Annotated in this window: 25 protein-coding genes and 1 tRNA gene; 19 read left to right on the top strand and 7 right to left on the bottom strand. The window is 39.1% G+C overall.

Annotation, left to right across the window (positions count from 1 at the left end; genetic code table 11):
* Positions 1-517 precede the first annotated feature (517 nt).
* Positions 518-593: transfer RNA gene (locus ACX1N5_RS00615), tRNA-Arg, on the bottom strand.
* A 181-nt stretch (positions 594-774) separates the two neighbouring features.
* Here ACX1N5_RS00615 and ACX1N5_RS00610 point away from each other — a divergent pair.
* The 7 genes from ACX1N5_RS00610 to ACX1N5_RS00580 all read left to right on the top strand — a co-directional run bounded on the left by ACX1N5_RS00610 (position 775) and on the right by ACX1N5_RS00580 (position 7162).
* Positions 775-1710 carry an ABC transporter ATP-binding protein gene (locus ACX1N5_RS00610; RefSeq protein WP_004753275.1) on the top strand — a complete coding sequence of 312 codons (936 nt, stop codon included), beginning with the start codon at positions 775-777 and terminating at the stop codon, positions 1708-1710.
* The gene (locus tag ACX1N5_RS00605) at positions 1707-2480 is read left to right on the top strand and encodes an ABC transporter permease (RefSeq protein WP_458799988.1); all 774 of its coding nucleotides are present in this window, start codon (positions 1707-1709) and stop codon (positions 2478-2480) included. The genes ACX1N5_RS00610 and ACX1N5_RS00605 overlap by 4 nt, the downstream gene beginning before the upstream one ends.
* Positions 2477-3292 (top strand): NADPH-dependent 7-cyano-7-deazaguanine reductase QueF, encoded by an 816-nt coding sequence (queF, locus tag ACX1N5_RS00600; RefSeq protein WP_458799986.1) that lies wholly within the window; start codon positions 2477-2479, stop codon positions 3290-3292. The genes ACX1N5_RS00605 and queF overlap by 4 nt, the downstream gene beginning before the upstream one ends.
* Positions 3293-3320: 28 nt before the next feature.
* Positions 3321-3974, top strand: a complete 654-nt coding sequence (locus ACX1N5_RS00595) for a hypothetical protein (RefSeq protein WP_458799984.1) — start codon at positions 3321-3323, stop codon at positions 3972-3974.
* Between the two features lie 131 nt (positions 3975-4105).
* Entirely contained in the window at positions 4106-5248 is a 1143-nt protein-coding gene (gene rodA, locus ACX1N5_RS00590; protein WP_131381190.1) for a rod shape-determining protein RodA, read from the top strand.
* Positions 5249-5262: 14 nt separating this feature from the next.
* Positions 5263-6264, top strand: coding sequence for a lytic murein transglycosylase B (gene mltB, locus ACX1N5_RS00585; RefSeq protein WP_458799983.1), 1002 nt, complete (start codon positions 5263-5265; stop codon positions 6262-6264).
* A gap of 289 nt (positions 6265-6553) precedes the next feature.
* Positions 6554-7162: a septal ring lytic transglycosylase RlpA family protein gene (locus ACX1N5_RS00580; RefSeq protein ID WP_004753290.1), complete on the top strand. Its 609-nt coding sequence runs from the start codon at positions 6554-6556 to the stop codon at positions 7160-7162.
* Positions 7163-7560: 398 nt separating this feature from the next.
* Here the strand turns inward: ACX1N5_RS00580 and tsf are convergent, their stop codons facing one another.
* Together tsf and rpsB are read right to left on the bottom strand one after the other, a co-directional pair.
* Positions 7561-8436 (bottom strand): translation elongation factor Ts, encoded by an 876-nt coding sequence (gene tsf / locus ACX1N5_RS00575; protein WP_045793814.1) that lies wholly within the window; start codon positions 8434-8436, stop codon positions 7561-7563.
* 144 nt (positions 8437-8580) lie between these two features.
* Positions 8581-9333 (bottom strand): 30S ribosomal protein S2, encoded by a 753-nt coding sequence (rpsB, locus tag ACX1N5_RS00570; protein WP_004753293.1) that lies wholly within the window; start codon positions 9331-9333, stop codon positions 8581-8583.
* A 207-nt stretch (positions 9334-9540) separates the two neighbouring features.
* Here rpsB and map point away from each other — a divergent pair, with 207 nt between their 5' ends.
* Together map and ACX1N5_RS00560 are read left to right on the top strand one after the other, a co-directional pair.
* Entirely contained in the window at positions 9541-10365 is an 825-nt protein-coding gene (gene map / locus ACX1N5_RS00565) for a type I methionyl aminopeptidase (RefSeq protein WP_458799980.1), read from the top strand.
* 260 nt (positions 10366-10625) lie between these two features.
* Positions 10626-10934, top strand: a complete 309-nt coding sequence (locus ACX1N5_RS00560; RefSeq protein WP_131380923.1) for a hypothetical protein — start codon at positions 10626-10628, stop codon at positions 10932-10934.
* A 196-nt stretch (positions 10935-11130) separates the two neighbouring features.
* On the opposite strand, the gene ACX1N5_RS00555 is transcribed toward ACX1N5_RS00560, so the two are convergent.
* On the bottom strand, positions 11131-12735 hold the full coding sequence (locus tag ACX1N5_RS00555; RefSeq protein ID WP_131380925.1) for an isocitrate lyase: 1605 nt from the start codon (positions 12733-12735) through the stop codon (positions 11131-11133).
* Between the two features lie 523 nt (positions 12736-13258).
* Between ACX1N5_RS00555 and ACX1N5_RS00550 the strand changes: the two genes are divergently transcribed.
* Positions 13259-14248: a LysR family transcriptional regulator gene (locus ACX1N5_RS00550; protein ID WP_004903780.1), complete on the top strand. Its 990-nt coding sequence runs from the start codon at positions 13259-13261 to the stop codon at positions 14246-14248.
* A 119-nt stretch (positions 14249-14367) separates the two neighbouring features.
* Positions 14368-15693, top strand: a complete 1326-nt coding sequence (gene paeA, locus ACX1N5_RS00545) for a polyamine export protein PaeA (protein WP_458799977.1) — start codon at positions 14368-14370, stop codon at positions 15691-15693.
* Positions 15694-15725: 32 nt separating this feature from the next.
* On the opposite strand, the gene ACX1N5_RS00540 is transcribed toward paeA, so the two are convergent.
* Complete coding sequence (locus ACX1N5_RS00540) at positions 15726-16202, bottom strand: hypothetical protein (protein ID WP_458799975.1); 477 nt, start codon at positions 16200-16202, stop codon at positions 15726-15728.
* 311 nt (positions 16203-16513) lie between these two features.
* Positions 16514-18043 (bottom strand): lysine--tRNA ligase, encoded by a 1530-nt coding sequence (gene lysS, locus ACX1N5_RS00535; protein ID WP_131380929.1) that lies wholly within the window; start codon positions 18041-18043, stop codon positions 16514-16516.
* Positions 18044-18305: 262 nt separating this feature from the next.
* Between lysS and ACX1N5_RS00530 the strand changes: the two genes are divergently transcribed.
* Positions 18306-18818 (top strand): YqiA/YcfP family alpha/beta fold hydrolase, encoded by a 513-nt coding sequence (locus ACX1N5_RS00530; protein WP_165493006.1) that lies wholly within the window; start codon positions 18306-18308, stop codon positions 18816-18818.
* A 45-nt stretch (positions 18819-18863) separates the two neighbouring features.
* Here ACX1N5_RS00530 and ACX1N5_RS00525 read toward each other — a convergent pair whose 3' ends face one another.
* Entirely contained in the window at positions 18864-19412 is a 549-nt protein-coding gene (locus tag ACX1N5_RS00525; RefSeq protein WP_004753311.1) for an adenine phosphoribosyltransferase, read from the bottom strand.
* Positions 19413-19812: 400 nt separating this feature from the next.
* Here ACX1N5_RS00525 and rubA point away from each other — a divergent pair, with 400 nt between their 5' ends.
* The 7 genes from rubA (at position 19813) to ACX1N5_RS00490 (ending at position 25473) form a co-directional block, all read left to right on the top strand.
* On the top strand, positions 19813-19977 hold the full coding sequence (rubA, locus tag ACX1N5_RS00520; protein ID WP_004753313.1) for a rubredoxin RubA: 165 nt from the start codon (positions 19813-19815) through the stop codon (positions 19975-19977).
* A gap of 63 nt (positions 19978-20040) precedes the next feature.
* Complete coding sequence (locus ACX1N5_RS00515; protein WP_458799973.1) at positions 20041-21216, top strand: NAD(P)/FAD-dependent oxidoreductase; 1176 nt, start codon at positions 20041-20043, stop codon at positions 21214-21216.
* Between the two features lie 22 nt (positions 21217-21238).
* Entirely contained in the window at positions 21239-22177 is a 939-nt protein-coding gene (locus tag ACX1N5_RS00510) for an alpha/beta fold hydrolase (RefSeq protein WP_458799971.1), read from the top strand.
* Positions 22178-22192: 15 nt separating this feature from the next.
* Positions 22193-23095 carry a LysR family transcriptional regulator OxyR gene (gene oxyR / locus ACX1N5_RS00505; protein ID WP_004753318.1) on the top strand — a complete coding sequence of 301 codons (903 nt, stop codon included), beginning with the start codon at positions 22193-22195 and terminating at the stop codon, positions 23093-23095.
* A 232-nt stretch (positions 23096-23327) separates the two neighbouring features.
* Positions 23328-24122 carry a ChbG/HpnK family deacetylase gene (locus tag ACX1N5_RS00500; protein ID WP_458800264.1) on the top strand — a complete coding sequence of 265 codons (795 nt, stop codon included), beginning with the start codon at positions 23328-23330 and terminating at the stop codon, positions 24120-24122.
* A complete protein-coding gene (locus ACX1N5_RS00495) occupies positions 24119-25090 on the top strand; it encodes a glycosyltransferase family 2 protein (RefSeq protein WP_458799969.1) in 972 nt (323 codons plus the stop codon). The genes ACX1N5_RS00500 and ACX1N5_RS00495 overlap by 4 nt, the downstream gene beginning before the upstream one ends.
* The gene (locus ACX1N5_RS00490) at positions 25090-25473 is read left to right on the top strand and encodes a GtrA family protein (RefSeq protein ID WP_458799968.1); all 384 of its coding nucleotides are present in this window, start codon (positions 25090-25092) and stop codon (positions 25471-25473) included. Before ACX1N5_RS00495 ends, ACX1N5_RS00490 begins: the two co-directional genes overlap by 1 nt.
* The last annotated feature ends 4 nt before the right edge of the window (positions 25474-25477 follow it).

The raw sequence follows: 25477 nt of genomic DNA, 5'->3' as shown, positions 1-25477 counted from the left end.
TTTATTAGTTTAAGACCATCAAATTAAGCTGATGACCATTCACAGCACAATGAAATGACTTTTTATAGGTTCAGAATTCATTTAGAGGTAATAAAGTAATGTCAAACACTAAACAATTGATTATAAATAAAAAATTAGATTACTTCTAAAGGTAATTTTTTGTAATAACAGAAGTAATATTTTATAAGTTATTGTTTTTATTGATAGTTGTTTTATATTTATATCACTTTTTTATACAGTAATTTATTACTCAAATATTACTTCAAAATTACTTTCAAATGATCATGTATTGTACTGATTTATAAGATGAAATAGATAAATATTACTTTATTACCTCAAAAAATCGCTATCACCATTTTATTTTTTGGTGTTCTCTTTCAGGGTGTTTTGACTAATTTACACTCAAAAACTACGGAAATATGGGAATGAAATGGGAATTTTTAGGCTAAAAACTCAATTTATATACATTTGTACATAAATTTAACTATTTGATATATATTAATTTATTTTTTAAATTTGGTGCGCTCAGCGGGACTCGAACCCACGCCACAGGCTTCGGAGACCTGTACTCTATCCAGTTGAGCTATGAGCGCTTTTAAGTCGCCCATCATAACAAAAAAAATCATAAGGTAAAGCAAAGAATGATTTTCTACTTGACTTACTGTCTATCCTTTAAACAGTTTTATCTATGCAACGAAGAATTCCATTTAGATTACTTGGTTTATCCGACTAGATCGCTCACAATATACCCGTCTATTAATACGTGAGAAATTCATGACTGATGCATTAATGCTGAAAGAGTTATCGAAAACCTATAAAAATGGCTTCCAAGCCTTAAAAGGCATCAATCTGACTGTACCTGAGGGCGAATTTTATGCACTGCTCGGGCCAAATGGTGCTGGAAAGTCGACAACTATTAGCATTATTAGCTCGCTAACCCGTAAAACATCGGGACAAGTCGAAATTTTTGGACATAACCTCGACACTGAAGCCTCAAAAGCCAAACAGTGTTTAGGTGTCGTTCCGCAGGAATTTAACTTTGGTCAGTTTGAGAAAACTTTTGACATTTTAGTCACTCAGGCAGGTTATTACGGTATTCCCAAGAAAATCGCCGAACAACGTGCCGAACATTATTTAGAAAAACTGGGTCTTTGGGAAAAACGAAATTTGCAAGGCCGCATGCTGTCTGGTGGTATGAAACGCCGTTTAATGATTGCACGTGCCATGATGCATGAACCCAAACTCCTGATTTTAGATGAACCAACCGCTGGAGTTGATATCGAACTGCGCCGTTCTATGTGGGAGTTTCTCACTGAAATGAATGAAAAAGGTACATCAATTATTCTGACCACGCATTATTTAGAAGAAGCCGAAATGCTATGTCGCCGCATTGCAATCATCGATCATGGCGTGATTAAAGAAGACACAAGCATGAAAGCGTTCTTGAGCCAGCTCAATGAAGAAACTTTCATTTTTGATTTGGCAGCGCCGATTGAGCCTATCAAGCTGAACTTTATTGGAATTCGTTTTCATTTGGTTGATAGTCTGACCTTAGAAGTCACAATGGATAAATCGCATGCCTTAAATGAAATTTTTCAATTATTTGAAAATTTAGGCATTCAGGTGCGCAGTATGCGCAACAAAGCCAACCGTCTTGAAGAGTTATTTGTCAAAATGGTCGAGAAAAATTTACAGGAGGCATCTGAATGAACTTCACTCAACTGCAAGTTGCCTTATGGACACTGGTTCGCAAAGAAATTCGCCGCTTTATGCGCATTTGGGCACAGACTCTGCTTCCACCTGCCATCACTATGAGTCTGTATTTTGTGATTTTTGGTAATCTGGTCGGGTCACGAATTGGACATATGGGTGGTTTCACCTATATGCAGTTCATTGTCCCAGGTCTGATTATGATGGCAGTGATTACCAACAGTTATGCCAATGTCTGCTCAAGTTTCTTTAGTGCCAAATTCCAAAAAAGTATTGAAGAACTCATCATGAGCCCTGTACCACTTTATTTAGTGCTGTGGGGTTATGTGATTGGTGGCGTATGCCGTGGTGTTTTAGTCGGTTTGATTGTGACCATAGTCAGCCTGTTTTTCACTGACCTACACATTCATAACTTATTTATTACAATTTATACCGTTGTGGTGACCAGCTTGCTATTTTCGATTGCAGGCTTCATTAATGCGATTTACGCCCGTTCATTTGATGATATTTCGATTGTTCCAACCTTTGTACTGACTCCACTGACGTATTTAGGTGGTGTATTCTATGCAATTAGCGCATTAAGCCCATTTTGGCAAACGCTTTCATTAATCAACCCGATTGTCTATATGGTCAATGCTTTCCGTTATGGCATTTTGGGACATAGTGATGTTAATGTCAGTATCTCACTTGCTGCAATCAGCGGGTTCTGCTTGGCTTTTTATGCTATTGCCTACTATTTATTAGCACGCGGTTCAGGAATTCGTGAATGAGTGTAGAAAAATCTTTATTGGGTAAAGACACCAATTACCCGACAACCTATCAACCTGAGATTTTATTTCCAATTTCTCGAAGCCTCTCTCGTGAGAGTTATGCAGATGTTGCAGGAATTCAGCAAGGCTGCGACTGGTGGCATGTGTTTGAACTGTCTTGGCTAAATGCACAAGGAATTCCTCAAGTTGCGATTGGACGGTTACGCCTGCCTGCAACATCGCCGAACCTGATCGAATCAAAATCGCTAAAACTCTACTTTAATAGTTTGAACTTCATGCGTTTTGATTCTACAAAACAGCTGATTGCAACTGTGGAACAGGATTTGTCAAAAGCCGCCGAAGCACCTGTACAATTGACACTGATTGATGCAAATAACCTGGCAGTATCACAACCTGAAGGTCAATGTCTGGATCAGCTTTCACCTCAGCGTTTATCTGAACAGCCTGATGCCAGTTTGTTACAATATGCAGGTTCAGGTCGCATGGTTGAAGAACAATATTATTCCAATTTGTTGCGCAGTAACTGCCCTGTAACAGGTCAACCTGACTGGGGTACGATTTTCATTCGTTATCGTGGTGAAAAAATTTGCCCAGCAAGTTTATTGGCTTATATTATTTCTTATCGCCAACACAACGGTTTTCATGAACAATGTGTCGAGCAAATTTATGCAGATATCTGGAAAACGCTAAAGCCTGGGCAACTTATGGTCTATGCTGCCTATACCCGTCGTGGTGGGCTAGATATCAACCCATGCCGTGTTTCCACTGAAGCATGGTTACCACAAACACCTGTCCGCCTTGCCAGACAATAAACAACCATTTGAATTTTGAGGTGTAACCATGGCTTTTTTTGGTTTTATTCCATCTGAAAGTTTATTGAACAAGATTCAAACCGCTATCGCGCAAAAAAACTCGAAAGAGCCACTGTATCCATTGCGTGATGAAATTGCCTTACAGGTCAATGACGAAATTATTGATGCGATTGTCACAAATCTGATTCACCATTTTCCTGAAACAGATAAACGTGAAACAACTGAAAAACTGGCAGGTTTTGTCAAGTCCAGTGTGCACTTTTTATTGTCTAAGCAATTATTGAGCAAGGCATCAAATGATGTCGTGCGTCAATCTATCGCTTTTTCAGAACAAAGCCTGTTTAAGGATCCACAAAATCAATGGCGTTTAGGTGAAGCACTGGATGATAGTTTAGTGACAACACTGAAACATCAGTTTGCGCAAATTCAGGCAGGTGAAAAAATCAATTTGCATGCTCTGGCAGAAAGCTACAAAATGTTTGCCGAAGCAACCGTACGCCATTATATGCATGACTTTAATCACACCCTTGATTTAGGCATGATTAAACGCAAAGCCTCAGACTTGGGCTGTGCTGCGGTAATTAAAGCTGTACATATTGCGATTGATAAAATTATCCCGCATTTAAACAAGCATGAGCTAAAAGCACTCGCTGAATATCATAATGGCTTATTTTTCCACTGAGCTAAACTTTCAGCTATCGAAAACCTAGCTTAGGCTAGGTTTTTTTATTGCTAAATGTGCAAAGAGATTGCCTAAAAAGTCCAATATGTTAGCATTCGCACTTGCTGCTTATTACTCGTTTTCAATCCATTATGGCACCAAGTCCACAGTACAAATTTTTACGTCAAGCACCCCGTGATGGCTTAAGTACAGCTATGCAGCCTTCACGCTGGCAAAGGCTACATATCGACCCTTGGTTATGCTCATTTCTCATTCTAAATGCTCTGCTTGGACTCACTGTTTTATATAGTGCTTCTGCACAAGATATTGGTATGGTCAGCAAGCAAGCCTTGAGTTTTGGTTTAGGTTTTCTAGTAATGCTCAGCATTGCACAAATTCCACCAAAGGTGTTTCAGTCTTTTTCCCCCTATTTTTACTTATTTGGTGTGCTTTGTCTGGCTGCGGTGAAAGTCGTAGGTGAAGTACGTATGGGTGCGCAGCGCTGGATTAATATTCCTGGCATCGGGAGTGTGCAACCCAGTGAATTCATGAAACTGGGGATGCCAATGATGGCAGCATGGTTTCTGACCCGCCAAGCATTACCTCCTAAGCTGAAAACAGTCATTGTGACCTTAGTATTGATTGTTATTCCTTTTGTGCTGATTGCTGAACAACCTGACTTAGGTACTTCGCTCTTGGTTTTGGGTAGTGGTGTTTTTGTTTTATTTCTCAGTGGCTTATCTTGGAAACTGATTGCTGCTGCATTCGCAGGGGCTGGGATATTTATTCCTGTTGCATGGGAATTTTTATTGCATGACTATCAACGTCAGCGAGTACTGACCCTGCTCAACCCAGAAGCTGATGCGCTCGGCACAGGCTGGAACATTATTCAGTCCAAAACGGCGATTGGTTCTGGTGGTTTTTCTGGTAAAGGTTTCCTGCAAGGCACGCAATCACATTTGCACTTTTTACCTGAAGGTCATACCGACTTTATTATTGCCGCATATTCAGAAGAATTTGGCTTAATTGGCGTAATCATTTTGGTTTTATTGTATTTTGCCATTATCTGCCGCACATTCCAAATTGGTATGCAATGCTTCCACAATTATGGTCGTTTACTTGCAGGTGCTTATGGATTGTCGTTTTTTATATATGTCTTTGTAAATGCAGGCATGGTCAGTGGTATTTTACCTGTAGTGGGCGTGCCTTTACCATTTATGAGTTATGGCGGCACCGCAATTATTACTTTAATGACAGCTTTTGGCATTGTCATGTCGATTCATACTCATCGTTAACTCGGATTCACATTATGTGGCAACAAAAATTACATAAAATTTGTCAGCTTCTTACAATTGTAACTACAGCAGTATTTTCTACTTCATTTTGTCAGGCAAATGATTTTATTAACAATCCAAATTATGAAAACTTCAAACTTAAAACCATGCAGCAATATGGTTTAAGTGCCGAGCAGATAGATCGCGCCATGTTAGGTGCGCAAAATCGCCCGAATATCTTGAAAATCATGGAAAATCCTGGCGAAAGCAAACCGTGGTATGCCTATCGGGAAATGTTCATGACCGAAAGCACTATTCAACGTGGAGTACGCTTTCGTGATCAATATGCAGATGTTCTCAACCGTGCTGAACAACAGTTTGGCGTACCTAAAACCGTTATTTTGGGAATTTTGGGTGTAGAAACAGGTTTTGGCAATAACAAAGGTACGATCATCACACGCGATGCTTTAGCTACCCTTGCTTTTGGTTATCCACGTCGTGCCGATTACTTTGCCAACGAACTAGGTTCCCTGATCGCATGGACATATAAAGAAGGCTATCCTATCACTAGCATTACAGGCTCTTACGCTGGTGCGATTGGCTATCCACAGTTTATGCCAAGTAACATTGGCAAGTATGGCGTAGATTACGATGGTAACGGGCATATTGACCTGCGTAACTCACCTGCCGATGCCATTGGTTCAATCGCGAATTATCTTGCTCAGCAAGGTTGGCAACGTGATCAGCCTATTGGTTTTCAAGCACGCTATACAGGCAGCACACCAGATACAGTGATTGCCAAAGATTTAACTCACCCCACCCCGTACGGTGCGTTAAAACAACAAAATATTGCACCACTCAATCCGCTCATAAAAATCGATGATTTGGATCTCGTTAATGTCATTCAATTGCAAGATTATAATGCTGAAATCTACTACATTACCTATCCAAATTTTCAGGTCATTACCACGTATAACAAAAGCCGAATGTATGCAACGGCGGTATGGCAATTGGGTACAGAAATCATGAATAGATAACAAAAAAATAATGTAAATTAAAATTGTCAAGTGTTTTATTGTTAGAAATGCCTCAAATTTGATTAATTTTAATTAAATGTTACAATTTTGGTTATTTTTTAACCGCATAATGTAGCATTTTCACTGTTTTTGTAATTTTTCGCCACCCAACACTAGACACTCTACTGGTCACATGAATATTATCCCTAGCGTCAAATACAGTTGAACACATCAAGTTTTAGGCAGGTTGTGTTGATTTTCAAGTAATTACTTGAAGATAACGATGCCTTAACTTAAGGAGATAATATTTATGCGCTTTCCAGTGAAATCACTGCTAGCTATTACATTTTGCGTATCGCTGACGCAAACGCATGCTGACATGGTGCAATCATCGTCATTAAACAATGACAATGAGAGCTCTAGCCTTGCAGCTCGCGTAATCAATAAAGATTCTACAAAAGCAATTTATCACTCAAACTTAAATGGTCTTTCAATTACTGAGCGTTCTGGAGATAAAATCCGCCGCCAAACTTTAGCTGCAAAAGTTGAAGTACCAGAAGATGAGCCTTCTGTAATTGATCGTTTAAACAATGTTGCTTCAAATACCGTGCGTAAATTCACCCAAACAGGTATTGCATCTTGGTATGGCCGCCAATTTCATGGTCGTAAAACTGCCAATGGCGATACTTTCGATATGAATGCAATGACTGCTGCTCACCGCAGCCTACCACTCAACTGCTATATCCGAGTAACCAACAAAGATAACGGCCGTAGTGTTGTGGTTAAAGTTAACGATCGTGGTCCATTCCACGGCAACCGAGTTCTTGATTTATCTTATGCTGCCGCAAAACAAATTGGTGTAACTAATTCTGGTACGGCACGAGTGAGCATTGAGCGTGTAGACGGTCCAAATTCTTAAAAAATATCTCCACACTGTTTTTGACATTCCAAAGCCACAATTATGTGGCTTTTTTTATCAGCAAAATCGGGCTATTTTCAGCAATCAGGCTATTTGCGTCCAATCCATCATTTACATATCCATTATTTCGCTCTCCTTTGCGTTTTTTACACCTAAAAACCATTTTCACCTATAACCCTAGCTTAATTTTTAAAATCATCGAAATATGCGATTTTAGGCGCAAATAAATGGCATTGATTTTTTATGCCTTTTAATTGTATTTTTTTGATTGGTTTTTCCATATTTGAATTGCTGAAATTTATACCACTCCATCTAGAAATTATGCCTTAACAGGCATTTTTTATTGTTTTATACAAGCATAAAAAAAGCCCCAAAGGGGCTTTTTTGCAGCGCTAAAATTATTTAGCGGCAGCTTGAGCAGCAGCAACTTCTTCAGCGAAAGAAAGTTCAGCTTTTTTCTCAATACCTTCACCCACTTCAAAGCGAGTAAATTGAGCAATAACAGTACCAGTCGCTTTCAATACTTCAGCAACTTTTTTGTCGTTGTCGATAACGTACATTTGACGCTCAAGTACAACTTCGTTCAAGTATTTTTCAACTGAACCAGTAACCATTTTCTCAACGATGTTCGCTGGTTTACCAGATTCGATTGCTTTTGCTTCAGCGATTTCTTTCTCTTTAGCAACAAGCTCAGCAGGAACAGCTTCAGCAGTTACTGCAACTGGGTTGAACGCAGCAACGTGCATTGCAACACCTTTACCAGTTTCAGCATCACCTGTGTAAGATACAACAACACCGATTTTTAAACCGTGTTTGTAAACTGCAAGGTTTTCACCCTCAACGATTGCAGCACGACGAACTTGAATGTTTTCGCCAATTTTTTGAACAAGCGCAATACGTGCTTCTTCAACAGTTGCACCGTCTTCAAGTTTAAGTTCTGCAATTTTCGCAGCATCAGTTTCGCCAGCAGCAAGAGCAGCAACAGCAACATTTTTAGAGAAGTTTGCAAAGTTTTCGTCTTTAGCAACGAAGTCAGTTTGACAGTTTACTTCTAAAAGAATCGCTTTATTGCCTTCTTGAGCAATTGTGATCGCACCATCAGCTGCAATGTTACCTGCTTTTTTAGCAGCTTTTGCTTGACCTGATTTACGTAGGTTATCAATCGCTAATTCGATATCACCATTCGCTTCAGTCAAAGCTTTTTTACATTCCATCATCGCAAGACCAGTACGGTCACGTAATTCTTTAACCATGCTTGCAGTAATTGCAGTCATGTTAATCTCCTAAATAGGTAGAAAATAATCAATCTTTTTTTTAACAAAAACGGCCCAAAGTGTTCTCTGGACCGTTCTGCTTTCTTGACGCTTAATTTGCCACGATTACATGTCGCAAAAATGACAAGCCTGCGTCAAAACGCATTAAGCCTCTGGAGCTTCTTTAGCAGCTTCTTCAACTTTAGCTTGAGCGTTTGCTTGTGATTGAGCGTACTCTTTACCAGCAATGATCGCATCAGCCATAGAAGCAGCGTAAAGTGTAACCGCACGGATCGCATCGTCATTACCAGGAATAACGTAATCTACGTTGTCTGGGTTAGAGTTTGTATCAACGATACCGATTACAGGAATACCAAGGTTTTTAGCTTCTTTAATCGCGATTGATTCGTGGTCAACGTCAATTACGAATAATGCGTCAGGTAAACCACCCATGTTTTTAACGCCGCCTAAAGCACGTTCAAGTTTTTCCATCTCGCGAGTACGCTCTAAAGCTTCACGTTTAGTAAGCTTCGCAAAAGTACCGTCTTGAGATTGAGTTTGAAGGTCTTTCAAACGGTTAATTGATTGACGAAGAGTTTTCCAGTTCGTCAACATACCACCTAACCAACGGTGATCAACGTACGGCTGACCAGCACGTTGCGCTTGTTCACGGATGATGTTAGATGCAGCACGTTTAGTACCAACGAACAATACTTTGTTCTTTTTGCTAGCAAGATTGTTAACAAAGTTCAAAGCATCATTTAACGCAGGAACTGTATGCTCAAGGTTGATGATGTGAATTTTGTTACGCGCACCAAAGATGTATTGACGCATCTTTGGATTCCAGAAACGAGTTTGGTGACCAAAGTGCGCGCCAGCTTGAAGAAGGTCGCGCATGCTTACGTTGTAATCTGCCATTTTCTTTACCTTAAAGTTTGGGTTAAGCCTCCATATATCCGCATTCTCCACCTCGAAAGGCACCCAGAGAAATGTGTCGATATATGTGCGGATTTTATTGCCCCATCCAACAAAGCCCGTGAAATTTATTCACGAAAAAGCATTTGATAAAATGGGCGGCTATTTATACCATAGTCACACATAAATTTCCAAAAGTTTTTAGAGATCATGAACAGTACTTACGAAGCTCCACGCCGCCTGATTAAAACACCTGATGAAATTGAAAAAATGCGTGTGGCGGGACGACTGGCGGCTGAAGTTTTGGATATGATCAAACCGCATATCCAACCTGGGGTAAGCACTCTAGAATTAGATACGATTTGTCATGATTATATTGTAAATGTTCAAAATGCAATTCCAGCATGTTTAGGATACGGCGCAGCACCTGGTCGCCCTGCTTTTCAACATACAATCTGCACCTCTGTGAATCACGTAGTGTGTCACGGTATTCCATCAGCAGATAAAATTTTGAAGAAAGGCGATATTCTAAATATTGATGTGACTGTCATTAAAGATGGTTATCATGGCGATACCAATATGATGTACATCGTGGGTGGTGAAACATCTATTTTAGCGAACCGTTTATGTCATGTTGCACAAGAAGCAATGTATCGTGGTATTGAAGCAGTAAAACCTGGCACCTATATTGGTGATGTTGGCGCTGTAATTCAAAAATATGTTGAATCTGAGCGTTTTAGTGTTGTACGTGAATATTGTGGACATGGCATTGGTACAGTATTTCATGATGAACCACAAGTATTGCACTACGGTACAAAAAATACAGGCATGCGCTTAGAAGCAGGTATGACATTTACCATTGAACCTATGGTCAATGCAGGTGTTTGGCAAACCAAAACTTTAGGTGACAAGTGGACGGTCGTCACCAAAGATCATAAATTATCTGCTCAATATGAACATACAATTTTGGTCACACCAACAGGTGCAGAAATTTTAACTGCTCGCCCTGAAGAAGATTTATCACGTTTTAACTAAGCATAACTTTAAATGGGTACAAAAGATGTTAATTCTCTTGTGCCCTTTATCTCAATAAACACTCATAATATCAATTTTTATAAAAACAGGAACAAGTTCTCATTTTTAAAACAAATTAATTATTTATTAACAATATTATATTTTAAATTACTTTTTGTTACTTTATTTAAACAAAATAAATGGGATTTAAGAAATATGTCATATAATTCGGTTATCTAAATATGCTTAGAATATTGCAGCCCTAAAATAACCCCTTCACCATGAAACTTTTATTAATACCGCTAATTTCTTTGTACCTATCTGGATGTTTATTTACTAGTTCCAATGAAGTCAAGCGCTCTGAGCTGCTGCTTTCTCATTTTAGTTGTCACAATTATGCAGATAATAGCATGAGCCCAATTAATAGCTTTCATGAGCAAACATTGAACTCAACCAAACAAAAAGCAACCGATTATCTCCAGCATTATAAAAATGGTGACAAACTATTCAATATCCCTTTAGATGACGTCATTAGCCAGCAATACAAATTATATAAAGAAGCATGCCAATCTATCGGTGGAGTTTTATAAAAATAAATAAACTGGACTTCATTCAGTTTTATAAAAACAAGATCGCTTTGATTAACACACTCTTTTCATGTTCTCTTGCAACACAGAGATAAATCAAATGATCTTATGAACAGCGCAATATAAAATCAAAACTCTCAAATCATTTAAACAAAAATAAAAAAAACCCTGCATGAGCAGGGTTTTTTATTTTCAGCGCTTAGTGAGCTGAGAATTGGTTCATTGTGTTCTTAGAGTCATCGCCTGCTTTAAGCGCGTTGTCGCCAGAGAAGATTTCTTTGTGGTCATCACCGATGTCTGAACCAGCCATTGCTTGGTGTTTAACACATGCGATAGTGCCGCGGATTTCTTTACGTTGTACGCCAGCAACATAAGCCAACATACCTTCAGAACCGAAGTAACCTTTAGCAAGCTCATGAGTAGAAAGAGCAGCTGTGTGGTAAGTTGGAAGTGTGATCAAGTGATGGAACACACCTGCTTCACGAGACGCATCAGCTTGGAATGTGCGGATTTTATCATCAGCAGCAGCAGCCAATTCAGTATTGTCATAGTCAGCGCTCATTAATTTAGCACGGTCGTATGCAGATACGTCTTTACCTTCAGCTACGAAACGGTCGTAAGCTTGTTGACGGAAGTTTAAAGTCCAGTTGAACGATGGAGAGTTGTTATAAACAAGTTTCGCATTTGGAACAACTTCTTTAACACGGTTCACCATGTGTGCAATTTCATCTACGTTTGGAGTCGCAGTTTCGATCCAAAGAAGGTCAGCACCGTTTTGCAAGCTAGTAATACAGTCAAGTACTACACGGTCAATTTGAGTGCCTTCACGGAACTGGTACAAACCAGAAGCCAAACGTTTAGGGCGATGTAACTTACCATCACGTTTGATTAGGATTTCGTCATCAGTTGCTTCAGAGATGTCAATTTCTTGAGTGTCTAAGTAAGCGATGTATTGAGAAGCGATGTCGCCTGGCTCTTTAACCACTGGGATTTTTTGAGTCAAGTCAGCGCCTTCAGAGTCAGTACGCGCAACGATAACACCTTCATCAACACCCATTTCTAAGAATGCGTAACGTAAAGCATGGATCTTAGAGATAAAGTCTTCGTGTGGAACAGTAACTTTACCAGCTTGGTGACCACATTGTTTCGCATCAGATACTTGGTTTTCGATTTGAAGTGCACAAGCACCAGCTTCGATCATTTTCTTAGCAAGCAAGTAAGTTGCTTCTTCGTTACCGAAACCAGCGTCGATGTCAGCAATAATTGGCACAACGTGAGTTTGGAAACCGTCGATTTGAGCAGTAATTTCTGCAACTTTAGCAGCATCACCAGCTTCTTTTGCTTTGTTCAAGGCACGGAACAAATCATTCAATTCTTTCGCGTCAGCTTGACGTAAGAAAGTGTAGATCTCTTCGATAAGCGCTGGAACTGAAGTTTTTTCGTGCATAGATTGGTCAGGAAGTGGACCAAACTCTGAGCGAAGTGCCGCAACCATCCAACCAGAAAGGTAGATATAACGTTTGCTAGTTGTACCGAAGTATTTTTTGTTAGCAATCATTTTTTGTTGTGCAATAAAACCATGCCAGCAACCTAATGATTGAGTGTATTTGCTAGAATCGGCATCGTATTCAGCCATATCACGACGCATAATTGCAGCTGTATATTTAGCAATATCTAAACCTGTTTTGAAACGGTTTTGCAGTTGCATACGTGCTGCATCTTCTGGGCTGATATCTGCCCATGTATTACCGAACTTTGCCTTCAATTCACGAATTGCATCAATCGCTGTTTGGTATGTAGTCATGATTGGTTCCTTTTAATTTTAGGATTTTCATAACGCATCATGATCAAATCCCGCTTTACTGGATTGTTTGGTTTTTGATCATTTCCGCCTGATGAACACAGATTAGAACGTAAAAAAAATTAAATCCAATATCCTTGACTAATCCCCACTATTTATTAAAAAAATACATAGATCAAAGTCGTATTATAATCGTAATGATTATTATCAAGCTATTGAAATAAAAAGAGTTTATTTAGACTGCTTTTTATAAAAAATGATGATTTTTTAATCTTTTTAATCATTCGACTAAAGTATGGTGGCTTTGACTAATAGATTCAACCTGTGTTTGAAGGCTTTTTGTTGCTGTTTTTTTCAGTAAAAATTCTTTTTATATGCATGTTATAGGAAGATTAAAAATCAAACGAAACTAAATCCTTTCACAACTATAAAGATTCAGCGTTTTTTTGGATATTTTCACACAAAAGCTTTTGCTTATGGCATAATTTACAACTAATTTCATACGGTTATATTCGGTATTTGTTCTATGAATTTGGAGCGGGTTGACCTTAATCTATTAATCTATCTTGACGTACTTTTACGTGAGAAAAATGTAACTCGTGCTGCTGAGCAACTTGGTGTTACCCAGCCCGCTATGAGTAATATTTTACGCAGATTAAGAACTCTTTTTAATGATCCGTTGCTCATTCGCTCATCTGAAGGTATGACCCCCACAGAGCGCGCTTTGGAGCTACAACCTCGTATTCGAGATGTGCTTTCTGATCTTTCCATGATTTTAGAGCCACGTACCGAATTTCGACCATATACGAGTAATCGTGTCTTTCGTATTATGACGTCTGACTATGCTGAAGCAACTTTAGTACCTCGCCTAGTCAAAGCACTACGTTCTGAAGCACCCAATGTCGTTCTTGATTTCCTGACTCCAAGTGATGTGTCTTACCGTGATATGGAACAAGGCAAGGTCGATCTGGCAATTAATCGCTTCAATGAAATTCCTCAAAGCTTTCATCAGGTCTTGGTTTGGCGCGATAGCTTTTCTTGTCTAGTCAACCCCAAACATCCTAATGCCAACAACCTTAACCTAAAAAACTATCTTGATGCACATCACATCTGGGTTTCCAAGACAGGTATGGGCATTGGTTTTGGTGTCAACCCTGACAAACAGGCAGGTTTAGGCTGGATTGATCAAGCTTTAGAACGTATTGGTCAAAAACGTAAAATTTCCGTCTTTACCCGTCATTATCAAATGCCAGCCTTGCTCGCTAGAAATGTTGATCTGATTGCAACACTACCAAGCCGCATTGCACGCTTACAAGCAAAAAGTCAGGAACTTGTGATTAAAGATCCTCCATTTTATATTCCAGAAATCGAATTAAAAATGGCATGGTGTCCTTTATTGCATCATCACCCTGCTCATCGCTGGTTACGCCAACTGATTCTTTATGTTGCTCGCCAAATGATCGAAGAAGAAAATCGTGAATTCCTGATGAACAATTCACAATTTTCACAGTATTAATCGCTGTTTATCCTCTTATTCAACGATTTATTATGATCAGGTGATATTCCAGTATCACCTCTTCTGTTTTTGTGTTAAAAAATACTTGATAATGAATAATCTATAATGACAGGTGTAATGTGAGTCTGTTTCAGAACATCATCATCATCATCATATTAATTGCTGGTGCAGGTTTCCTTGCTCTAACCGAAATTGCTCTCGCGGCCGCACGCAAAGTTAAACTGAAAATTTTAGCTGAAGCTGGTGATGAACGCGCACAACAAGTTTTGGATTTACAAGAAAATTCCGCTGATTTTTTTGCCGCTTCTCAAATCGGTTTAAATGCTGTTGCAATTTTAGGCGGTATTTTAGGTGAAGGGGCTTTTCGTCCCTATTTACTTAATCTGGTGACCCACTTTTATACGGGGCAATGGGCAGAAACCATTAGTTTTGCCCTATCCTTTACATTAGTAACCTCACTCTTTATTTTATTTGCAGATCTTATGCCAAAACGCTTGGCAATGATTGCACCTGAAAAAATCTCGATTGCTGTCATTAATCCGATTCAGGTGTTCATTAAGGTCTGCAAACCATTGGCATGGGTGATTAATGCAATTGCCAATTTGCTGTTTCGCCTCTTTAAGATCAATACCACACGCGAAGATAACATTACTTTTGATGATATTTCTGCCGTCATGGATGCAGGTGCACAAGCGGGTGTATTGCAAAAACAGGAACATCACTTTATTGAAAATGTTTTTGAACTTGAAGAGCGTAATGTACATTCGAGCATGACAACTCGTGAAAATGTTGTATTCTTTACGTTAAATGAGTCCGAAAATAGTATTCGACAAAAACTGGCAAAATACCCATTTTCCAAGTTTTTAGTCTGTAACGAAACCATCGATCAAGTGATTGGTTATGTTGATGCTAAAGATATTCTGGTTCGAATTCTAAATAATCAATCCATCAACCAGCTCAATGAATCTACCATCCGTACTGTTCCCACCCTCCCAGATTCATTAAGCCTCTCAGAAGTGTTAGACCGTTTTCGTGCCAGCAAAGAGAAATTTGCTGTGGTGATTAACGAATATGCACTTGTGGTCGGGGTCATTACTCTTTCAGACATCATGATTACAGTCATGGGTGACTGGGTAACCACCATTGAGGAAGAGCAGCAAATTATTAAGCGTGATAACAATTCATGGTTGATTGATGGTGGCACTCCGATTGAAGACATGAAACATGCGCTGGGTATCGATGATATGCCTGACGAAGAACATTATGAAACACTTGCAGGTTTTATGATGTATCAACTCCGAAAAATTCCTCGACCTGCTGATAGTGTGGAATTTGGAGGTTATAAGTTTGAAGTTGTCGATGTTGACCACTTCAAGATTGATCAGCTTTTAGTGACTCGAATTATTGAAAAATCCGAATCACTGATTCAATCTGAAGAATCTTAAAAGAAAAACCGCCTCATTGCAGGCGGTTTTTTTCAGGCATGGAGCTCAATTAAAGCATCCAAAACCATCTCATAATGTATCTGAATATCTTCTAGCAAGATTGTGTAAGCATTATCGAACTGTACCATTGGAAAACCTTCTTTCCAGAATGGAAAAATATTGTCCAAATCATGCGTTACAATCGCATCTTCATACACAATACTTTGTGCAATCCAAGACAAAATTTGTGCCGTTTCAGCCCCATCTATCGCTGTATAATCAATATCATGCTGTTTGAATACACGTACGCGATCTTTTTTATAGCGTACTTTTTTCGCCTGTCCTGAATTCAAACCAAATGCCAACATCACTGCTTGTAATAGGTGCTCTTCAAATGCCTGATTTAATTCAAGCAGAGCCTGTTTGTAGCTTTCCTGACGCTGTGTTTTATTGCTACGCTGTAAGACTTGATTGGCTGATTTTGCCAATTCGACCTGTTTCAAGGAGATCAGTTGTTGCTGAAGGCTCATTTTATCTTTCCAAAAAATAAGCTGTAAATTATACGTCGCATCGGGCTGACAAGCATTAGCTATTTTAAAATTCTCGTCCCTTTTCTACTATAAATAAGCACGTACCTGTAAATAACCCATTAACCTTCAATCAAAAAATAATCCGATTTCATCAAGACAACGATAATGAAATTAAATAAAAATTTTACCTTCTAGATAAATAAGCAAAATATTTTTTAAGACCTATTTATTCAAAAAACCTGATGAGCATGAATAAAAAAATCCCCCTGATATGCAGGAGGATTTTTAATTAACTGGTGAATTAGTTGAAATTAAGCATCTTTACGACGCATGTGCGGGAATAACAACACATCACGAATACTTGATGCATTCGCAAATAGCATCACCAAACGGTCAATACCAATCCCTTCACCTGCTGTTGGAGGCAAACCATATTCCAATGCTTCAATAAAGTCCGCATCGTAATGCATTGCTTCATCATCACCTGCATCTTTTTCAGCAACTTGTGCTTGGAAACGCTCAGCTTGATCAAGCGGGTCATTTAACTCACTGAAGCCATTTGCCAACTCACGGCCACCAATAAAGAATTCAAAACGGTCAGTAATATGCGGGTTATGGTCATTACGGCGCGCTAGTGGAGAAGTTTCCGCAGGATATTCAGTAATGAAAGTCGGTTGACGCAATTGAGTTTCAACAGTTTCTTCAAATACGATCGTTTGCAATTTACCCAAACCAAAACCTGGTTTCACCTGTTCTTTCAACTCTTCACGCACAAAGTTTGCCAAGAATTCGCGATCATTGACATTGTCTGGCGTAAATGTTGGATTGTGCTCAAGAATCGCATCAAACATTGAGATTTTCTTGAATGGACCTTTGAAGCTGTAAACTTCATCACCATATGGCACATCAGTTGAACCTAAAATATCAATTGCTAGTTTTTCTAGCATATTTTCAGTCAACTGCATCAAATCTTTATAGTCAGCATAGGCTTGGTAGAATTCAATCATCGTGAATTCTGGGTTATGGCGAGTCGAAACCCCTTCATTACGGAAGTTACGGTTAATCTCAAATACACGCTCAAAACCACCCACAACAAGGCGTTTCAAATACAGTTCAGGCGCAACACGCAAATATAAATCCATGTCTAACGCATTGTGATGTGTCACAAATGGACGCGCTGAAGCGCCACCTGGAATCACATGCATCATTGGTGTTTCAACTTCCATAAAACGCTGAGCTGCCAAGAAATTACGAATACCTGCAACCACTTGCGCGCGGATTTCGAAAGTTTTGCGTGTTTCTTCATTGACGATCAAATCAAGATAACGCTTACGATATTTCGCTTCAGTATCACTTAGACCATGGAATTTGTCTGGAAGCGGACGTAAAGATTTGGTTAATAGTTCAAATCCTTCCAAGTGAACATACAAATCGCCTTTACCTGAACGACCGATGTAACCACTTGCCGCAACAATATCACCCAAATCTAAAGATTTAATGGTGCTTAAGGTATCTGCTGGCAAACCTTTGCGGTCTACATAAAGCTGAATACGACCTGTCATGTCTTGCAATACAATGAACGAGCCACGGTTCAACATCACACGACCTGCAACTTTCACATAAACGTGTTCACCCGCTTCAATCGCAGCTTTATCTAAATCTTTAAACTGCTCTTGCAAGTCACCTGCATAATGCTCACGTTTAAAGGTATTTGGCCAAGGGCTTGTACCCGTCTCTTTGGCACTTTCCTTGATTTGCTTTAACTTGGCATGACGCTGTGCAATTAAATCGTTTTCGGAAATAATGGGTTCAGAAGTCGATTGAGCGTTGTGTTGCGTCATCTCTGCCTCGAAAAAGTAGTTGAAAAAAGAAGTCCCATAGCATAGCAGAATTCACGCTTTTTTCGAAAGAATTCTTAAAAATCGGTTCAAAAAATCAGCCTAGTTATGCAACTTTAGTCTAAAACAAAATCTTTTTAGACCTTTCGCTAGCTCACATAACTCCCCAAGCAACGTAAAATATGGCAGAAACCGCGAACATTTTAAGACCAAATGCATGTTTCTAGCTGACTTTTCTACATTATCCTGTGATGAAACCAACTCGATGAAGATGAATAATGCCAAAATTCTATTCCTGCACGGATTAGATTCATCCAAGGAATCCAATAAATTCCATGCAATTCAAGCAAAACAAAAATTTTGTATAGACGTCGATTATCGTAATTTAAGTTTTCAAACGGTTGAAATGCTCTACCGCAACATTATTGAAAAAATTAAACCTGATTTATTGGTGGGACATGGCGTTGGAGGATATTGGACACTGAGAATGTCTTACCAGTTTCATTTGCCTGCCATTGTAGCAAACCCAAGTCTTGCACCAAATTTTCGCGATGATTACCCTGCACTTGAAGAAAAAGACTTAGATCATGACATTCCACAGTTTGCCTACTTAGAACTGGGTGATGAAATGCTCAACATGTATCAAACACAACAAATTCTGGAACGTTTCATGATTGTACATACCTATACAGGCGGCTATCATCGACTTGAATACCCAGAAAACATTAATTTGCTAGTTCAGCAATTTGAGCAAAATTTTCACCCATCACCAAAATAAAAAATGCCGATCTAAGATCGGCATTTTCTGTCTTGTTTACTTCATTTATGCAACAACTTCTTGCAACTCAGTGTTTTCACTTTCACGTACTACAGACCAAACATCCAAACCAATGTCTTTATGTTCACGGTCTAAGTCTAATAAAATTGTTGCGCCTAAAACGTTTAATTGGCATTTGTTTGCCAACGTTTGAACTGCCTTTAATGTACCGCCTGTTGCCAAAATATCATCTACCAAAATCACATTTTGGTTTGGCTGAACATCAGCTGACATTTCAAGTTTATCTAAACCATATTCTAAGCTGTAGCCTACACCCACAACTGGCGGTGGTAATTTTCCTGCTTTACGCACTAAAATTAAACCTTTATTTAAACGTTGTGCCAAGAAACTTGCCAACACAAACCCACGCGCTTCTACAGCAACAAAGCTGTCTACAGCTTCTATTTTGTCTGCTGGGATACTTGCAACCAAAGCATCAGACAATGCTTCAATTTGATTCACCAACAACGGTGTCAAATCATAAAAACAAATCCCAGTTTTTGGGAAATCTGGAATGGTACGAATATGAGACCAAAAAGTTTGAGCAAAGTTCATGGCAGGAGAATATCAAGCTATCGATTTGAGCTAATTTTAACCATTTAAACTTAAAAAAACTATTATTTTTTATTCAATTAACATTTTTCAGCACATAAACTTATTTAAGTTATTGATTTACAATTAAATTTATTTTAACATCAAGAAAATCCCGATAATATTTTATGCATTTTTATTTTTTTTGCATTACCACCTTAGTCTAAGACATAAAAAATATGAGTTTCACTCTATTGTTACTTCTTTTTAAAAACGTAATCTTCCAAGAATTTCTTTACTTTACAGTACAACAAGGTAAAAATTTTAAGATAAGAACCTGTAAACTATAATGATCAGGCTTCCCCTTATAACAGCACCGCTGACAGGCATTTTTTGGCTACCCATCAGCATTTTGGAGATACTCATGAAAAAATATCAATGCATCGTTTGTGGATGGATTTACGACGAAGCAACAGGCTGGCCAGAAGATGGCATTGCTCCTGGGACAAAATGGGAAGATGTACCCAATGACTGGACCTGTCCAGACTGTGGAGTATCCAAAGCAGATTTTGAAATGATTGAAGTATAAAGCCGCTCAAGACCATGTTTGAACATGGTCTTTTTACTTAATAAAAACATTTTGGAGAATATTATGCAGCCTATTGTGATTGTGGGTTCGGGTATGGCGGGTTATACCCTTGCACGTGAATACCGAAAATTAAACAAAGAACAAGAACTGATCATGATCTGTGCTGATGATGCAGCAAGTTATGCCAAGCCAACATTGTCAAATGCCTTGGCAGGCAATAAACAGCCTGCTCAAATTGCACTTGCAGATGCAACCAAAATGGCTGAGCAACTCAACATGCGCATTGAAACGCATGCTTGGGTCAATCATATTGATGCTGAAAAGCACCAGTTAAGCTATGTGCAAGATCAACAAACTGTTGAACTTAACTACAGTAAACTCATTTTAGCTGTAGGGGCGAATCCAATTCGTTTAGCGATTGCTGGCGATGGTAGTGACGATATTCATGTTGTGAATTCACTCACCGATTACCGCGCATTTCGCGAGCAGCTTGATCAAAAACAAGATAAACGGATTGCCATTTTAGGCGCTGGGTTAATTGGCTGTGAATTTGCCAATGATTTACAGCACACAGGTTATCAAACAACTGTCATTGATTTAGCACCACAACCGCTTGGTCGTTTATTGCCACAATATGTTGCTGAAGAGTTTCAAAAGAAACTGCACGAGAGTGGTATTAAGTTTATTCTTGGCACAACCGTTGAGAAAATCAGTAAAGTTAAAAAACATTACGTCGTGACACTAGAAAATGGTCACAGCCTTGCAGCAGATCTTGTCTTATGTGCGGTGGGCTTACAACCCAATATTGATATTGCCAAGCATGCCAAGATTGAAACCAGTCGCGGAATTCTCACCAATAGTCTAATGGAAACCAATCAGCCCGATATTTATGCTGTCGGTGACTGTGCCGAAGTAAATGGGCTTTTATTGCCATACGTTATGCCAATTATGCAACAAGCACGTGCATTGGCAAAAACTTTGGTAGGTCAGCACACTCATGTTCACTACCCTGCTATGCCAGTTGCGGTTAAAACGCCTGCTGCACCACTCACTGTATTGCCAGTACCACACAATGTAGATGTGAATTGGGAAACTGAACATTTTGAAGATGGCATGTTATCTAAAGCTGTCGATAGTGAAGGAACCATTCGTGGCTTTGTACTGCTTGGTGCAACAGCAGCTAAACAGCGTTTAGCATTGACCAAACTGGTACCGGATTTAATTCCACCACAAGCATAATCACACTTCATGGATGCTCACAATGAATCAGAGTATTGTGTTTAGCCCATCACCATATAGTAAGTATATGCGTGAGGCACAAGTCGATCTCGGCAATGGCATACAATTGCACATTGAAATGGGTGGCAACCCCGAGCATCCATGTATTTTGCTGATTATGGGTTTAGGTGGGCAACTGATTCTTTGGCCAGATTTTTTTTGCAAATCACTGATTGATCAGGGTTTCTGTGTTATTCGTTTTGATAACCGAGATATTGGTTTATCTAGCAAAATCACAACAGAGCCTCAAAACTCTCATCACTTACTCAGCATGATGGCGCGTTTTAGTGTCGGGCTTAAAAATAATGGTGCGCCATATACTTTGGAAGATATGGCCGATGATGTTGGCTTATTGCTTGATAAACTGGAAATTAATCAATGTAACCTGATTGGAGCTTCAATGGGTGGCATGATTGCCCAGATCGTCGCTGCAAAATACCCAGAAAAAATTAGCAAGCTAGGGTTACTGTTCACTAGCAACAATCAACCGCTGCTGCCTGCACCTGGTATCAAGCAACTTAAATTGATGATCAGTAAACGCCCAACACAGGAAGATGAAATCATTCGGCAGAATGTACAGCTTTACAAGATTATTGGGTCACCCAACTATATTAATGTCGAAGAAATCCGACTATTTGCACGTAAAGCTTATTTTCGCAGTTACTACCCAAATGGTGTCTTGCATCAATTACTAGCAATACTATGTACAGGGTCATTACTCAAGTGGGATCAACAAATTCAACAACCTACGTTAGTCATTCATGGCGCAAGCGACCGATTATTGCCACCTAAACATGGTCGGGTTGTTGCAAAAGCAATTAAAGCAGCAAAATTTGAATTAATTGCCGGAATGGGGCATGATATTCCACCACATTTTATCCCTCAATTGAGTGGTTTATTCGCACATCACTTTAAACCTTAAAAGTATCAGGACACTATGGCTGCATTACCCTCTTTAAGACAGCTTTCTTATTTAGTAACACTGTCTGAAACATTGCATTTTACCGAGGCAGCACGTCGCTCTTTTGTAACCCAGTCGACTTTATCTGGCGGCATTATGGAGTTAGAACGTTTACTTGGTGGTGTTTTGGTTGAACGCGATCGCCAAAATGTACGTTTAACACCTTTAGGGGAACAAGTGGTTGCGCGGGCTCGCGTTTTACTTGCAGATGCTCAAGATCTTATGCGGCTCAGTCGGGAAATGAGTGAACCACTCACTGGCGACTTACATTTAGGGATTATTCCGACCATTGCTCCCTTTATTTTGACGCAGTTGCTTGATGAAGTGCATCATTATTTACCTAAAATCCAGTTACATCTGCATGAAGCACAAAGTGAAAAGATTGTTGAAAAACTGGAACATGGTAATCTGGACATGATTGTCTTGGCACTGCCATTTGACACACGTGGACTCAAAGTTGCCGAGATTGCCAAAGAAAATCTGGTCTTGGTACATCATAAAGCAGATCAGCAATGTATCCGCGCGAGTAACCTTGATGATCTTGATCTCTCTCGCTTAATGTTGCTTGAGGAAGGTCATTGCCTACGCGATCATGTCTTGAGTGCCTGCCCAATTGGCGAACGTAAAAATGATCACCGATTAAAAGCCAGCTCTCTTCCAACTTTAGTTGAAATGGTATCGTCGAACTTAGGCTATACCTTATTGCCTGAAATTGCCTTACAACGCCCGATGTTACAATACCATGCGGATTTGCAAGTCAAACATATTGAGGCGGCACCTGTGCGCACTATCGCATTAGTTACACGTAAAAGCACACCATTACACAATGAATTTAATGTTTTGGTTGACGTTTTAAAGAAAATCGTCCTGTCTCAATAATTCATCTTCTCCATTCTAAGGTTACATGACTTTAGAATGGGACTAAAACAGCTCGGATTTGCAATCTATTTAGATCATCTAAGCTGATTAGTTAAATCACGTTTTTACTCTGTAACAACATTTTCCCCAGTTTACACTTAAGTTGTTCTTAAGGGATACTGAGCATATTAGACGCATCTTTTATTTTGTAGATATTTGATATGATTTATAATAATGCAAGCGAGTGTCTAAAATGACACATGTCTGCTACTGCGCCGATGATTTTGCTTTACACCCAAGTATTTCTACGGCAATCATTGAGCTGATTGCACAACAGCGGCTGCACGCGACATCTTGCATGACCCAATCACCTGACTGGTCACAAGCGGCACAGCAATTAAAACCTTATGCTGCTCAGGCGGATTTAGGGTTACACCTCAATTTTACCCATGCTTTTGATGACAAGACTGTCGCTTTTCCTTTAAATACACTTATGGTTAAAGCATGGTTACGATTACTTGACCGTCAACAGATTCGCGATAGTATTGCCGAGCAATGGAACGCTTTTATCGAAGCGTTGGGGCAAGCGCCTGACTTTGTTGATGGACATCAACATGTTCATCAGTTTCCAGTGATTCGTGAAGTACTGATAGAGTTTTTAAAAGAACAGAATTTTAAAGGCTGGGTGAGAAATCTTCGACATACTCTTGTGGTTTCACCCTATCAGTTTAAAACATATATGCTCATGCAATTAGGTTCAGCAACTCTTAATCAATTATGTATGCAAAATAAATTTAAACAGAATCAATTTTTTGCTGGAATTTATGATTTTCAGCAAATTGATTATGCTCATCTGAACCAAAAATGGTTAAGCCAAGCGCAAGACAATCTTTTAATTATGTGTCATCCTGCGCGGGATTTAATAAAAAATACTGATCCAATTACAATAGCGCGGCTACAAGAATATCAGTATTTAGCATCTGAACAATTTGCAATTGACTGTCAGAATTATCAAATTACTCTTTCACGTATCGGAGTAAACGCATGAGAACAAATCCATTTCTATCTTGTGTGATTCCTGCTTATAACGAAGCGGGAAATTTACCCCAATTTATTCCAGCTTTGGCTGCCAAGTTAGACCAGTTAGAGCTTGCTGGTTATGAAATCATTGTGATTGATGATGGTAGTAAAGATAACACCTTAGCTGTTTTATATAGTTTGGTTGAGGATTACCCTCTGCGTGTACTGGAACTCTCTCGTAACTTTGGTAAAGAAGCTGCACTCAGTGCAGGTTTAGATCATGTTACAGGAGATATTGCATTATTGATTGATGCCGATTTTCAGCACCCGATTGATGAAATTCCAACCATGCTCAATTTATGGCGTAATGGCTATGACATGGTCTATGGTATTCGCAGCCGCAATACCGAATCTTGGCTTAAACGCCTTTTCACCCATGCTTATTATAAATTAATGAGTTTTAGTACTTCCGTTGAAATTCCTGAAAATGCAGGAGATTTCCGTCTAATTGATGAAAAAGTAGTCAAAGCCATTCAGAATTTACCTGAAAAAAACCGCTATATGAAAGGCTTGTACGCGTGGGTGGGTTTTAAAAGTATTGGACTACAATTTTCTGAACAAGAACGTCAGCACGGGACATCAAGTTTTAATTTCAAATCATTGTTTAACCTTGCTATTTCTGGATTAACAGGCTTTTCAGATTTACCGCTAAGAGTAAGTACTTATCTGGGAGCATTGCTCGCATTTATGGCGATGGCATATGGTATCTGGATTATTCTTGAAACGCTCATCGAAGGCAGTAGTGTTCCAGGTTGGGCAACGCTTGTTGCTGGCATGACATTGCTTGGTGGAATTCAGTTACTATTTATTGGTATTCTTGGAGAATACATCGGACGTATTTATACTGAAGTCAAAAATCGTCCTAAATATATTGTTGCTGCAGAGCACTCTAAAGCTAAAAATTCATCATCAACATCTGATAATAAGACCCTCTAATGCTTGCCCATGTTCTTACATTTGCTCGCTTTGGGATCATTGGTGTGCTTGCGGCATTGACGCATTACGCTATTGTGATTCTACTGTTTGAGCAAGTGCATATTGCTTTAGCGTATGCCAATCTCATTGCTTTTTGTCTTGCTTTTTGGGTAAGTTACTTTGGGCATCGACATTTTACATTTCAAGCTCAGCAGCTTTCACATCGGCAAACCTTACCTAAATTTTTTATCGTTGCAACTTTAGGTTTTGTGTTCAATGAAAGTTTATTGCTTATTTCACACCACTATTTAAATATTTCACTATCCATTTTGGTCATTATTGCAATTTTTCTCACTGCAATTTTCACCTTTTTATTGAACCAATTTTTTGCATTCCAGCATTGAGGCT

It is taken from the genome of Acinetobacter sp. ANC 4636, from assembly GCF_054454555.1.
This window is presented reverse-complemented; position numbering and strand designations above follow the sequence as displayed.

Coding starts and splice junctions, on each gene's coding strand:
- ACX1N5_RS00610 (WP_004753275.1), top strand. CDS start 775: ATGACTGATGCATTAATGCTGAAAGAGTTATCGAAAACCTATAAAAAT.
- ACX1N5_RS00605 (WP_458799988.1), top strand. CDS start 1,707: ATGAACTTCACTCAACTGCAAGTTGCCTTATGGACACTGGTTCGCAAA.
- queF (WP_458799986.1), top strand. CDS start 2,477: ATGAGTGTAGAAAAATCTTTATTGGGTAAAGACACCAATTACCCGACA.
- ACX1N5_RS00595 (WP_458799984.1), top strand. CDS start 3,321: ATGGCTTTTTTTGGTTTTATTCCATCTGAAAGTTTATTGAACAAGATT.
- rodA (WP_131381190.1), top strand. CDS start 4,106: ATGGCACCAAGTCCACAGTACAAATTTTTACGTCAAGCACCCCGTGAT.
- mltB (WP_458799983.1), top strand. CDS start 5,263: ATGTGGCAACAAAAATTACATAAAATTTGTCAGCTTCTTACAATTGTA.
- ACX1N5_RS00580 (WP_004753290.1), top strand. CDS start 6,554: ATGCGCTTTCCAGTGAAATCACTGCTAGCTATTACATTTTGCGTATCG.
- tsf (WP_045793814.1), bottom strand. CDS start 8,436: ATGACTGCAATTACTGCAAGCATGGTTAAAGAATTACGTGACCGTACT.
- rpsB (WP_004753293.1), bottom strand. CDS start 9,333: ATGGCAGATTACAACGTAAGCATGCGCGACCTTCTTCAAGCTGGCGCG.
- map (WP_458799980.1), top strand. CDS start 9,541: ATGAACAGTACTTACGAAGCTCCACGCCGCCTGATTAAAACACCTGAT.
- ACX1N5_RS00560 (WP_131380923.1), top strand. CDS start 10,626: ATGAAACTTTTATTAATACCGCTAATTTCTTTGTACCTATCTGGATGT.
- ACX1N5_RS00555 (WP_131380925.1), bottom strand. CDS start 12,735: ATGACTACATACCAAACAGCGATTGATGCAATTCGTGAATTGAAGGCA.
- ACX1N5_RS00550 (WP_004903780.1), top strand. CDS start 13,259: ATGAATTTGGAGCGGGTTGACCTTAATCTATTAATCTATCTTGACGTA.
- ACX1N5_RS00540 (WP_458799975.1), bottom strand. CDS start 16,202: ATGAGCCTTCAGCAACAACTGATCTCCTTGAAACAGGTCGAATTGGCA.
- lysS (WP_131380929.1), bottom strand. CDS start 18,043: ATGACGCAACACAACGCTCAATCGACTTCTGAACCCATTATTTCCGAA.
- ACX1N5_RS00530 (WP_165493006.1), top strand. CDS start 18,306: ATGAAGATGAATAATGCCAAAATTCTATTCCTGCACGGATTAGATTCA.
- ACX1N5_RS00525 (WP_004753311.1), bottom strand. CDS start 19,412: ATGAACTTTGCTCAAACTTTTTGGTCTCATATTCGTACCATTCCAGAT.
- rubA (WP_004753313.1), top strand. CDS start 19,813: ATGAAAAAATATCAATGCATCGTTTGTGGATGGATTTACGACGAAGCA.
- ACX1N5_RS00515 (WP_458799973.1), top strand. CDS start 20,041: ATGCAGCCTATTGTGATTGTGGGTTCGGGTATGGCGGGTTATACCCTT.
- ACX1N5_RS00510 (WP_458799971.1), top strand. CDS start 21,239: ATGAATCAGAGTATTGTGTTTAGCCCATCACCATATAGTAAGTATATG.
- oxyR (WP_004753318.1), top strand. CDS start 22,193: ATGGCTGCATTACCCTCTTTAAGACAGCTTTCTTATTTAGTAACACTG.
- ACX1N5_RS00500 (WP_458800264.1), top strand. CDS start 23,328: ATGACACATGTCTGCTACTGCGCCGATGATTTTGCTTTACACCCAAGT.
- ACX1N5_RS00495 (WP_458799969.1), top strand. CDS start 24,119: ATGAGAACAAATCCATTTCTATCTTGTGTGATTCCTGCTTATAACGAA.
- ACX1N5_RS00490 (WP_458799968.1), top strand. CDS start 25,090: ATGCTTGCCCATGTTCTTACATTTGCTCGCTTTGGGATCATTGGTGTG.